This is a genomic window from Rheinheimera sp., assembly GCF_030690345.1.
In the GTDB taxonomy this organism is placed as follows: Bacteria; Pseudomonadota; Gammaproteobacteria; order Enterobacterales; family Alteromonadaceae; genus Alishewanella.
In genome coordinates this window covers 334,246-345,912 of sequence record NZ_JAUYGV010000006.1, presented here as the reverse complement: position 1 = coordinate 345,912, position 11,667 = coordinate 334,246, and the positions used below count along the sequence as shown (strand labels likewise).

Genomic DNA, 11,667 nt, shown 5'->3' with positions numbered 1-11,667 from the left:
TTAACATTCAGGCGTTATGACAACAGATACAGCATTCCCCCTTAGCCAGCAACAGTTGGAACTCTGGTTTGACGCGGTGACTTTTCACCGTGCTCAGGCGTACCTGCAGGCCGGTAAAGTGGTAAAGCTGGAATACAACAGCGACTTGTCCGATATCAGCGCCCAGGTGTGGGGCGCCGCTTTTACGCCGTACCGGCAATATATCAGCCTGAAACAGCACAGCGACGGCTGGCAACTGCAAAACCGCTGTACCTGCCCGGTGGGCGCCAACTGCAAGCATGTGCTGGCGGTATTGTTACGGCTGCAGCGCGACTACCAACAACATAAATTACAACTGGAGCAGCAACCGCTGCGAGCACTTAACCAATGGTTTGAGCAGGTAGAGCAATCGCTGGCACCGCCGCAGCAAGATAAAGACATAGTGTTGTACTTATTGTCTTACGGCCAGGCCGGGTTACAACTGAGCCCGCGCCGCGTGCGCGAGAGCAAAAAAGGCGGCTTTACCAAGGGCGTGGCCATTGGCAAATACGACTTAGTCAGCCCCAGCGTGCCTTACTGGATAGAAGAGCAGGATTACCGCCTGCTGAGTTATTTCCGCGCCCAAAGCCTGCGCGATTTGCCGCTGCTGGAAGGCGACTGGGGTTACCAGTTGCTGCAACAATTGCTGCAAAGCGGCCGCTGCTTTTTCTCTGAAGCGCGCTATGCGGTGGAGCGCGGACCGAAACGAGTGCTTAGCTTTAACTGGCAGGACAGCGCCGGCGGCCAGCAACTGGGTTGGCAGCTGGATGATAACGAGCGCGATTTTGAGCTGGTATACACCGATCCGCCGTGTTACCTCGACACCAGTTATTACCAGTTGGGCGAGCTGGACACTACACTTAGCAGCCAGCAGCTTAAGTTGCTGAATAAAATTCCGCCTATTCCGCAACAGGCCTTAGCCGGCGGCATCAGCCGTTTACAGCAGTTGTTTAACCAAACCAGCCTGCCGCTGCCCAAAGCAGCCGGCATCAAGCAAGTCAGCACCGCGCCCAAGCCGGTATTGCAGCTGAAAATGCTGCCGCACAAAGCCAAAGGCCGCAGCGAGCCCACCGCCGTGCTGCAGTTTCAGTATGCCGACTATTTGCTGCCGCTGGATTTAAGCCAAGCGCAAACCGAGCTGACGCGCGACAGCAACACCATTTTTATTAAACGCGACCGCGCCACAGAAACCACAGCGCTGGAGCAGCTGCTGCAACTGGAGTTGTTACAACTGCCGCCGCTGCCGCCGCCTTATGCCGAACAAAGCGCCTTTGCTGTCGGCGAAGGCCCGGATAACCCGCTGTTGTGGCAACCGCTGCTGGATGCGCTGCCGCAACTGGAGCAACAAGGCTGGCATATCGCACGTGATGAGAATTTTAATCTCGATATTTTAACCGGTAACCCGTATTTACAGGTGCAGGACAATGCCGTGGGTGGCTTTGCGCTGGCGATACAGGTCGATATCGACGGCACCCAGGTGCCGCTGCTGCCGCTGATCAGCCAATGGCTGCGCCAGCACGGCCTGCCGGACGCGGATAAACCGATTTGGTTATCGTTACCCCAGGGCAAACTGGCCCTGCCGCTGGCGCTGATCCAGCCGTTTATCGATACCATTATTGAGCTGTTAAACCCGCATAAACCGCAATTCAGCCTCGACTTACCGGCCTTTAAAGCGGCGTTATTGCCGCCGGAAACCGCCAAAGACATCCAATTTTTAAATGCGCAGCGGGTGCAACGTTTAAGCAATTTGCTGCACAATTTTGCCGGCATTACGCCCTGCCTGGTGCCGCAGGGCCTGCAGGCGTCGCTGCGTGATTACCAGCTGCAGGGCTTAAGCTGGCTGAATTTTCTGCGCGAATATGGCCTGGGCGGCATTTTAGCCGACGATATGGGCCTGGGTAAAACGCTGCAAACCTTAAGCTTGTTATTGCTGCAAAAACAGCGTGGTGAGCTGCAACACCCGGCGCTGATCATCTGCCCCACCAGCGTATTAGGTAACTGGCTGGCCGAAGCCGCCCGCTTTACGCCGCAACTGCGGGTACTGCAAATTCACGGCAATAAACGCCAACCGCTGTTTAATGAACTGGCCAATTACGACCTGCTGGTGACCAGCTATCCGCTGGTGGTGCGCGACCATAAGTACTATCAAAACCAGCCGCTTAGCGCAGTCATTCTGGATGAAGCCCAGCATATTAAAAACGCCGGCAGCCTGGCCGCCAAGGCAGTGCGGCTGTTAAAAGCCGATATGAAACTGGCACTGTCCGGTACGCCACTGGAAAACCATTTGGGCGAGTTAAAATCGATTTTTGATTTTGTACTGCCGGGCCTGCTGGGTAACGACGCCCACTTTAACCAGGTGTACCGCAAACCGATTGAAAAGCACGGCGATACTGAGCGCGCCCATGCGTTAAAGGCCCGTATTGCGCCCTTTATGTTGCGCCGCACCAAGAGCCAGGTGGCTGCCGAGCTACCGGATAAAACCGAGATCATTCAGCTGCTGGAGTTGGAGAGCGATCAGCGCAACCTGTACGAAAGCATCCGGCTGGTGATGGAAACCAAGGTGCGCGAGCTGTTTGTGCAAAAAGGCGTGGCGGCCAGCCAAATTCAGTTCTTAGATGCGTTACTAAAACTGCGCCAGGCCTGTTGCGATGCCAGGCTGGTGCCGGTAGAACATGCCCGTTCGGTGCAAAGCAATGCCAAGTTACAATGGCTGCGCGACACCCTGCCGGAAATGCTGGAAGAAGGCCGCAATATTTTATTATTCAGCCAGTTTGCCAGCATGCTAACCCTGATAGAAGACGAGCTGCACGCGCTGGGTATCAGCTACAGTAAACTGACCGGCCAAACCAAGCACCGCCAACAGCAAATAGATGCGTTTCAAAACGGCGAAACACGGGTGTTTTTAATCAGCTTAAAAGCTGGCGGCACCGGGTTAAACCTCACTGCCGCCGATACGGTAATTCATTACGACCCGTGGTGGAACCCGGCTGCTGAAGCCCAGGCTACCGACCGCGCCCACCGCATTGGCCAGAAAAAAGCCGTGTTTGTATATAAGCTGATTGCCAGCAATACGGTAGAGCAAAAAGTGCAGTTGCTACAGCAACATAAGCGCCAGCTGGCTGATCAGCTGTTTGCCGGAGGCAAAGGCCAGCCGTGGCAAGGCAGCGCCGACGACTTACTGACGCTGTTTAGTGCAGACTAACGCTGAAGCACGGTGTTAATCGGCGTACCACATTCTGGCCTGGCGTGCCGGAATACTGAAGTTGTAACTGCCGCCGTTGATATACACCAGGTTGGCGCCGCTTAGTACGTCGCGGTAATTGCGGTACCAGTAAAAGCGGCCATGGGTATTAACATTAAAGCTCTGGCTGCTGCCGCATTTATTAATGCCCACTACACCTTCCTGGCCGCGGCGGAATAAGATGGCGCAATCATTCCACGCCAGCATTTCCATGCCCTGGCCCTGCATACGGTTATGAAAGTTCAGCATCTTAGCGATATGGTCTGCTTTGTAGGCGTTAACCCAACGGCCGTTATCGGTGCCGGTGCTGTCGCTGAAAATAAGCGGTTTACCACCATCACGGCCCATCACATAGGCATAGGCCAGATATTCGTCGGTCGGGTCCATGATCAGATAACGAAAACCATCATTAGTAGGAATATCGTGGGTAACGGTAAAGGTGACCGCGCGGCTGTTTTGCAACGCCTGGCCCGCGCTTAGCGGGTTAACCAACTGGCTTAAACTGCCGCCGAATCCAAAGGCACTGCGAATGCTGTTAAACAGCGGGAAGTCGTAAGCTTTATGGTCGGTGTAAGCCAGATAAGGCGCTAAAAAACTGTCGTATTCGTTATTACCGGCGCCGCCGCTGGTAATAATTTCACCAAACAAATACATGCCGCTTTTAATACCGGTGGTGAAAATTTCATTAAGATGCCAAATGGTCATGTGCTTGGCGGCATCCACGCGAAAGCCTGTAACGCCCAGATTTTTCAGCGCGGTTAAGTAACTGCGTTGCTGCTGCACTACCCAGCTGTTCGGGTTCAGATCCGGCAAACCGGTATCACCACCACCGCCACACAAGCGATAATTTTGTACCTGCCACACATCGTTATAATTGCTGATGCAATTGGCCGGATTAAAATCGCCGCTACCAAACAAGCCCTGGCTTAAATTGCCAAACAGGCTTTGGTTGTTCCAGTAGCTGCTGTTATTGCCATAGTCATTAACCGTGCTTTGACCCGGAAAATCCGTAGCGCCATTGCGCTCATTCGCCATATGGTTCAGCACTATATCGGCGTACACATCAACTTTACGCGCCGGGTTGGCGTCGTTCAGCGCATTAATCATATTTACAAACGACTGCTTATTGCCTTTGCAGTGGTCAATCACGCGGATATCCTGCGGCTGATAGCGTTGCCACCAGGCACAGTTAGCCGCATTGGATTTAAGCGGCGGCGCCACCAGCACCGCTTTGTAGCCTAAGTCTTTTATTTCCCCGGCTTTGGCGGCCACTTCATCATAATGCCAGTCGAAGGCATGCAAAATTGCATCGGCGCTGGCGGCAGGTGTAAATAGCGTTGAGCTAACAAGCAGTGCCAGCCATACCAGCCGGCGCTGTAACAAGGTACTGATTACTTGCATGAGTCTATCCTTTATTGTCATTAGTTTATGCAAGTCATCCGTGAGTGAGCAGCAGTGCGCTGATAGCAGCACCACTAAGTGTTATTGACTACCGGCTCCGTTAACACACAATCAGCCTACGCCTTTAACCGCACAATTTATTGCCCATATACGCCAAATTTACAACTTAGCTACAACGGGAACAAAGTATCTCATTGACCCCGTGCCACAGTGGATTTAGGCTTAGTAATTACTTACTTTATATCGTAAAGCTGCAGGTGACATAAGCATGAAAAACCTGACCGAACATTTAAGCCAGTACGCACGCTACCACAGAGACGAGCGCAATATTCTTACCCACTATGCCGGTATACCGCTGATCCTGGTGGCGGTATTTTCGCTGCTGTACTGGCCGTTATTCAGCCTGGCCGGTGTTGTTATTACCCCGGCGTTAGTACTGTTTATCGGCGGTATGGCGTTCTACCTGCGGCTGGACCTGCGTTTTGGCCTGATAATGCTGCTGTTTAGCGGCATTAGCCTGCTGTTGGCGGCGCAACTGGCAGCTTTGCCATTCTGGCTTTGGCTTGGCAGCTCAATCGCGTTATTTGTCGTGGGCTGGGTACTGCAGTTTATCGGCCATTATTACGAAGGCAAAAAGCCGGCCTTTGTCGATGATTTAGTTGGCTTGCTGGTTGGCCCGTTGTTTATTGTCGCCGAACTGAGCTTTAAACTCGGCCTGCGCAAACCGCTGCAGCAGGATATTGAACAAAATGCCGGTAAAACGCATTAAGTCAGCGGTTGTTCAGCGCGGCTGAGTAAGCTGAGCGGCAAAGACAAATTAACATAGCAGCTACACCGCTGTTCTCACTGAAGTAAGTGGTAGTGAATGAAGTTTTTATCCTGTTGTACCGGCAGCTTTTTGCTGCTGTTTTCTGTATTTGCGTTAGCCGCCCCCGCCAATTTTGACCAGGCCAAACGTTTAGCCCAGCGTATTCACGCCCCCGAGGCAAAAAGCTTTTATTGCGACTGCGACATTCGCTGGCAAGGTAAAAAAGGCATACCGGATTTAACCGGCTGTGGTTATCAGGTGCGTAAAAACGGCCCGCGCGCCAACCGCATCGAGTGGGAACACATTATGCCAGCGCATCACTTTGGCCACCAGCGCCAGTGCTGGCAAGATGGCGGGCGGAAAAACTGCGTAAAAACCGACAGCGTATTTCGCGCCATGGAGGCCGATTTATACAACCTGGTACCGGCCATTGGCGAAGTAAACGGCGATCGCAGCAACTACCGCTTTGGTGTATTACCCTCCACCCCGGCCAGGCATGGCGCCTGCCCGGTAAAGGTCGATTTTAAACAACAGGTATTCGAGCCCGCCCCGCCGGTACGTGGTGATATAGCACGTATCTACTTTTACATGGCCGACAAATACAACCTAAACCTGTCCCGCGCCCAGCAACAGCTGTTTATCGCCTGGCACAAGCAAGACCCGGTAACCGCGCAAGAGCACGAGCTAAACCAACGTATCAGCCAACATATGGGCCACGACAACCCATTCGTTAGCGGCAAGCGCGAGTGGAACTTAGGCTATAAGCCGACGGGTTATGGTTTACAAGCCAGCCAGTAAATTGGCCGGTAACAATGGATTCAAAGTGCTCGTTTCGCTCACTGGTGCGGGCTAAAGGCCCCCCTTAACTAAAGGTTATGCATAAAAAGCCATGAAAAAGCTATCAACATTATTGTTTGTATTATTTCTGGTTGGGTGTCAGCAAATGGACACCCGAGTGGAAAATCCGCAACCGGGCGACATACAGGGAAAATGGGAAGCATTGAATTTAGGCAAAGTGCTCTCCTATGGGCTGCTCTCCTTTGACTCAGAAGGCAATGGTGTTTTTATTGCAGTTAATGGCGAAGAAGCTGGACTATTGCTTAAAGTAGATAGCTTCAAAAGTAAAGAACGCAGCTTCCAAGTTACTGCTCATTTCATAGACGAAGGGGAGCGCACAGATAAAGCAGCTGTTTTTGAAGGGGAGTTGGATCAAGGAGTTCTTTGCTTATTTTTAACCGAAGAGAATCAAGATGAGGATACAAAACAGCCGTTTTGCTTTAGTCATTACAAAGAAATAAACAAATACAGAAAAATGGCTGACCAAGCTCTGGACACTTAGGGTCAACTCCAATTGTTTCAAGTGATTTTTAAGCAGCTCTTTTGGCCATCAGCAGCTAATGCACCGAACTGGCAAACAGTCCATCACAGCTGGTAATGCTGCAACGGTTCTGCCATCAGGTTTTTAAACAATAATTGCTGTTTTGCAAAATGATCTTTCAGCTCTGCAGGTAGAAAGCTATTTCTCTGCAACATCGCCAAGTTCGACCGGATAAAGTGGCATTGACCTATAGGTTTGATGCGCATTCTCCAGCACGGCAATCAGCAGGTAGCAATTGCTTTGTATGGCACCCTGACAATAAATTAAGTTTCATTACACTCATTTCTCAGCTGATAGTTCTACAAGTCTTTCTTGAAATCACTGCCCAAAGCATGCAGAGTTGCAACCAAATAATAAACAGCATCAATTGCACCGCATATAAGTTTGCTGCCCCGACAACACACTGGCACGGCGCTTATAAGCGCCCGCGACAACTAAGAAAATGGATTCCTGTATGCGCTACCGGCAACTCTTCGTTCTGTCCCTTGTTACCCTCCTCGCCGCTTGCAGCGATAATAACGCCCGTATGCACGAACAAATCTGCAGTGCAGAGTATCACTACAACACCAGCGGGGCAGATGCAGCGCTCGCCGCTGTGCGTAAAATCGGCGACGAACACGAATATTTCGTAGGTAATAATATTGCGCGGTTTTTAATTCTGCGCGGCGCTAAAACCCAAAACATTAGTGACTTCGATAAGGCCAATGCCGTATTGGACGCGATGGAACCGGTGCCAGATGATCCGCAGCGCGTTATGGTCCGCTATATTAGCGTACTTCGGTTTCTGGCCACCGCCAACGGCAGCAGCAATAATAATGCCCGCGAGGAACTGACACAGTATTGTAGAGAGCCGGAAGCTGAGTGCCTGTACGCGAATATTATGGAGATCTTTCAGATACTCGGCACCAGCAATAGCACAACGAACAAGTCATCCCTGGATTTGGCGAACCTCTTCAACCGTACCTATCGCACTGAGTTTAATGATCCAAGCATGGACGTGCTGCTGGATTATTCCCACTTTGTAACCACCAGTTGCGGCAGCCATGAATAAACGGCCTGGTTGATGATGCAATGGCCCAATTCGCAAGACTGTTATACAGCGATGTCGCGTTTTGTTGAATATTATATGGCAGGCGAACAGCTGACCTATTGGCGTAACATAATCGCAGAGGGCCTTGAGAGCGATCGTTTTCCACCTGGAAAGGGCTTTCTTTTCGAGTTGGATCAAGTGATTAAGGCATCAGCAAAGCCTGCAATGCCAGAGCAGACTCAGTTGTATCAGCTGATTTGCACTGTATGCATTTGAGGGCGTCTGTAATGGATTTTCGTATAGATATCAATAGCATTCCTTTATTGCCGCATTAACCGCTAAAGCTCACTAACACAAGACAACAGATACGCCACACCCGCTTGATAGGCCACAGTATCAGTATCCTTAGCGTGCTTTGCTATCAGATAAGTGGTGTTGAATATCCGCATATAACGGTTTGATAAATAATAAAAATCATCATCTTGCTGTACTTTATAAAAACTAGACCAGGGCATAGTTTTCTGTAATGCTGCCGGCCAACACGTTCAGCTGAGTGGCGCTGATTGAAAACTGCAGTTGCATGATGACTACTCGTAGTATTGGAACTCTTGCTCTTCATGCGGCGCCAGCGGCCCGATAAAATTATTACCGGCAAAGCTTTTGCATTGTATATCCGCCAGCACACGCTCATTTTTAATCACGTAGACCCCTGCCCGCTGTATCTTGTCGCGCATGCCATCAGCTAACCAATCGCCATTGCTTATACTGGAATACACTACATATTTATACTGGCCACGGCGGGGTAAGGTGAAATCATAGATACACTTTCTTTAACAGCAGCACTCTGGTATTAGTCATTTCAGTCAGACATTGCGTCCGGTCGACGTTTCGCGATGTACCGCCGCTAAACAAGGTGTAATACGCCTCGCAATTGGCATCCCGATATTTTAACCACGCCCGCTGGCCTTTTACTAAGCTGTCTTTTATATCTGCTTTAGCAACCCTGTAGCCTTCAAATTCATCTGCCGCTATTTTTTGCATAATCCGGCGATAGGTGTTGTTTAGTTCACTATCAGCCAACTCATACTCTGTTAACGCGCTACACAATGCCTCAGGCAGCTCGCAAGCAAGTGGCGAAAAACAAGGAAAGGTCGCGATAGCAAAGACAAACGCCGTTATTTTATTCATTTAATCTCCAAAACTTGCACACCAAGCGCATTTAAATTTAACAAGCGCCACTGGCCGCTTGAGCCTTATATATCTGCAAGCGACAATATTTCCTGCCCCATCAGAAGGCAACTATTATCGAGGTGGTAATAAATAAAGCGCATGCGATATTCCGCACGGTATATTAGCCCGCCAACCTGCAGCACCTGAAATTTTTGTTGCTTGTTTACCGGGTTACGGATAGAAGGCAGCTCATCGGCTACAGGGCTGATTTCAATCCTGTCATCCTCACCAAAGTGGAAGGCGAGCAGTTTCTTAGCTTGTACAAAAGCCTCTTTTGAGCACCTTGGTTCAGACGCGGTACTACCGGTGCTGATTGTCAGCAGCCCAACAATAAGTAGTGCACCGAAAATTCGTTTCATGTTACTTCCTTTGTTTAAAATTCGCATACTGCTTCGGGAGTCAAACCCAACAGTGTTTCGACACAACTCTGGTGTATAGCCTCAATGCGTCTGAAATTAATCAGGGCCAGAAAAAAAAATTAAATGGCGGCAAGTAGTTATGGCAGCGTTAGTTACTGCAACCCTCCTTTTACTAAACCGGTGAATTCCGTTTTGTTCATGCCATTGGCATGAACGGTCAAAATGTATTCAGATGCTTTGTGTTTTACCACATATGCCAGGCAGCGCTGCGCTTTGCATAAGCTGTAAAGTGTCCAGCCCTGCAGTTGTTCAGTGCTGACATCGGACAAATCGAAGCTGTAATTAATCTCTTCTGCGGTGTTGCTAAACAGCTGTGCGTTCTGTGCGCTTAAGCCGCTGACAGCTTTGATTTTCAGCACATATTCCGGATACAGCTGCATATCAAAGTCGGCCGGTAACTGTTCAGACTCAGCCGACAGCACTTTGCCGGAAAACAACTGGCCGGACGCGGTCTTGACTGACAGCTCATCAGCGGCAAACACCGTAGCGCCGGCAAATACCGACGCCGGTAAAGCAATTTTAAAATCAGCACTAAACGACAAGGTCGTTGTAGCTTGCGCGGCACAAGCCGCTAAGCTGCCAATTAACACCAGCACAGATAGTTTTTTCATACACAATTCCCTGTTACAAAGCCGGCATAATAACCATTAATTAACCATTATTCATCAATAAATTACCATCCCGATGAAAAGCCAAAAGCTGATCTGTGTTGAAATACCCACCAAAAGCATGCAGAGTTGCAAACAAATAATAAACAGCATCAATTGCACCGCATATACAGGATACGTGACGATGGACAGTATTCACATTGATGGTTTAGCGGTAACCCCGGCGTCGCTGCGGATATACGAAGAACTGATAAATATTGAATTGCCGTATGCTGAAGAAAGCACGGTATTCCCGAAAAAGAGCAACACACTAAGCTATGCCTTTGCCAAAGACGGTATTGCTATGGGTTACTACAAGATATTGTCAGCCAAGCCCTCTGAAAGCCATGGGCTGACATTGTTTACCTTACATAAGCAGTAAGCCTTGGTAAATATTGACCCTTCGTCTGAATCGCTGAGATCTGATTATATTATCAGTGACCTGCCACCCACTGCCGCTGAGTATATTGCCCTGCGCGGCAAAATTGGCTGGGACAACGTGGAGTATAAGATTGCACAAAGCAGCCTGAATAACTCTCTGTTTAGCACCACAGTGCGGCTCGATGGCCAACTAATCGGTATGGCGCGCGTTGTCGGTGATGGCTTTATGTATTTTTATATTCAGGACGTTATTGTTGACCCTGACTATCAGGGCCTTGGTATCGGTCATGCAATTATGGCCAGAGTAGAAGCTTATTTGGCCACAGCATGCACAACCGGTGCAACCGTTGGGCTATTAGCAGCCAAAGGCAAAGAGCCGTTTTACCGCCGCTACGGTTTTGTTGAGCGGGACGGCACCGAACTTGGTAAAGGCATGTGCCGCTTTATAAAAAAATAGCCCGGCAAAAGCCGGTATGCCTTCATGCATTATCAGCTGTTGACGGCTGGTCTAAGTAGCCACTAAGCCGGGACAACATATAAGCCAGCCCCGCTTGATAGGCCACAGTATCAGTATCCTTAGCGTGCTTTGCTATCAGATAAACAGTGCTGAATATCCGCATATAACGGTTTGATAAATAGTAAAAATCATCATCTTGCTGTACCTGATAAAAGCCAGACCAGGGCATAGTTTTCTGTTTTGCATAGGGCGTGGTTAGTGTGAGCGCTTCAGCGGTAAGTACGGCAACATAATTGCCTTCCAGTGCCTTTAGCCTGTGCCTGGTTGTAGTTGCAAGGGCACTGTCCAGCGCAGTTTGCTGCAGGGCAACCGGCTTGCTGCGGTTTGCCAACTGCTTTTTTATATACAATGTCCATATTGCATAGTAAGCCGCGGCGCAGATCAGTATGGCGATATAAGTTTCAGGCAGGCGTTTTTCGGGGAAAAAGTACAGCAGCATCAACGGCGCCAGCAGTGGCAACCATAACATTAAGCCGCGCTCAACAAAGGCTTGTAACCCCAACTGCATACGTGTATTTGCCGCAATACGCTTTGCGTTACTGCGGCTGGCCAAAACGTCCAGCTGAGCAGCGCTGATTGAAAAATGCAATTCCATAG

The 11,667-nt window shown here is 49.9% G+C and carries 13 protein-coding genes; 7 read left to right on the top strand and 6 right to left on the bottom strand.

From position 1 onward, the window contains the following. Positions 1-16: 16 nt before the first annotated feature. Positions 17-3,220: a DEAD/DEAH box helicase gene (locus tag Q8O77_RS06190; protein WP_305551981.1), complete on the top strand. Its 3,204-nt coding sequence runs from the start codon at positions 17-19 to the stop codon at positions 3,218-3,220. A 15-nt stretch (positions 3,221-3,235) separates the two neighbouring features. On the opposite strand, the gene Q8O77_RS06185 is transcribed toward Q8O77_RS06190, so the two are convergent. Then, positions 3,236-4,660 (bottom strand): alpha-amylase family protein, encoded by a 1,425-nt coding sequence (locus tag Q8O77_RS06185; protein WP_305551980.1) that lies wholly within the window; start codon positions 4,658-4,660, stop codon positions 3,236-3,238. Between the two features lie 268 nt (positions 4,661-4,928). On the opposite strand from Q8O77_RS06185, the gene Q8O77_RS06180 reads away from it, so the two are divergent. From Q8O77_RS06180 to Q8O77_RS06170, 3 genes are all read left to right on the top strand, one after another. Continuing rightward, entirely contained in the window at positions 4,929-5,429 is a 501-nt protein-coding gene (locus Q8O77_RS06180; protein ID WP_305551979.1) for a DUF962 domain-containing protein, read from the top strand. 96 nt (positions 5,430-5,525) lie between these two features. Beyond that, complete coding sequence (locus tag Q8O77_RS06175; protein ID WP_305551978.1) at positions 5,526-6,266, top strand: endonuclease; 741 nt, start codon at positions 5,526-5,528, stop codon at positions 6,264-6,266. Positions 6,267-6,357: 91 nt separating this feature from the next. Beyond that, positions 6,358-6,807, top strand: coding sequence for a hypothetical protein (locus tag Q8O77_RS06170; RefSeq protein ID WP_305551977.1), 450 nt, complete (start codon positions 6,358-6,360; stop codon positions 6,805-6,807). A gap of 177 nt (positions 6,808-6,984) precedes the next feature. Here Q8O77_RS06170 and Q8O77_RS20050 read toward each other — a convergent pair whose 3' ends face one another. Then, positions 6,985-7,110: a hypothetical protein gene (locus tag Q8O77_RS20050; protein ID WP_371133467.1), complete on the bottom strand. Its 126-nt coding sequence runs from the start codon at positions 7,108-7,110 to the stop codon at positions 6,985-6,987. Between the two features lie 190 nt (positions 7,111-7,300). Here Q8O77_RS20050 and Q8O77_RS06165 point away from each other — a divergent pair, with 190 nt between their 5' ends. After that, the gene (locus tag Q8O77_RS06165; protein ID WP_305551976.1) at positions 7,301-7,897 is read left to right on the top strand and encodes a hypothetical protein; all 597 of its coding nucleotides are present in this window, start codon (positions 7,301-7,303) and stop codon (positions 7,895-7,897) included. A gap of 792 nt (positions 7,898-8,689) precedes the next feature. Here Q8O77_RS06165 and Q8O77_RS06160 read toward each other — a convergent pair. From Q8O77_RS06160 to Q8O77_RS06150, 3 genes are all read right to left on the bottom strand, one after another. After that, on the bottom strand, positions 8,690-9,064 hold the full coding sequence (locus Q8O77_RS06160; RefSeq protein WP_305551975.1) for a lysozyme inhibitor LprI family protein: 375 nt from the start codon (positions 9,062-9,064) through the stop codon (positions 8,690-8,692). A gap of 65 nt (positions 9,065-9,129) precedes the next feature. Then, positions 9,130-9,465 (bottom strand): hypothetical protein, encoded by a 336-nt coding sequence (locus tag Q8O77_RS06155; RefSeq protein ID WP_305551974.1) that lies wholly within the window; start codon positions 9,463-9,465, stop codon positions 9,130-9,132. 152 nt (positions 9,466-9,617) lie between these two features. After that, on the bottom strand, positions 9,618-10,136 hold the full coding sequence (locus Q8O77_RS06150; RefSeq protein ID WP_305551973.1) for a hypothetical protein: 519 nt from the start codon (positions 10,134-10,136) through the stop codon (positions 9,618-9,620). 181 nt (positions 10,137-10,317) lie between these two features. On the opposite strand from Q8O77_RS06150, the gene Q8O77_RS06145 reads away from it, so the two are divergent. Together Q8O77_RS06145 and Q8O77_RS06140 are read left to right on the top strand one after the other, a co-directional pair. Then, entirely contained in the window at positions 10,318-10,554 is a 237-nt protein-coding gene (locus Q8O77_RS06145) for a hypothetical protein (RefSeq protein ID WP_305551972.1), read from the top strand. A 3-nt stretch (positions 10,555-10,557) separates the two neighbouring features. Beyond that, positions 10,558-11,010, top strand: a complete 453-nt coding sequence (locus tag Q8O77_RS06140; RefSeq protein ID WP_305551971.1) for a GNAT family N-acetyltransferase — start codon at positions 10,558-10,560, stop codon at positions 11,008-11,010. 22 nt (positions 11,011-11,032) lie between these two features. On the opposite strand, the gene Q8O77_RS06135 is transcribed toward Q8O77_RS06140, so the two are convergent. Then, on the bottom strand, positions 11,033-11,665 hold the full coding sequence (locus tag Q8O77_RS06135) for a hypothetical protein (protein WP_305551970.1): 633 nt from the start codon (positions 11,663-11,665) through the stop codon (positions 11,033-11,035). Between the last annotated feature and the right edge of the window lie 2 nt (positions 11,666-11,667).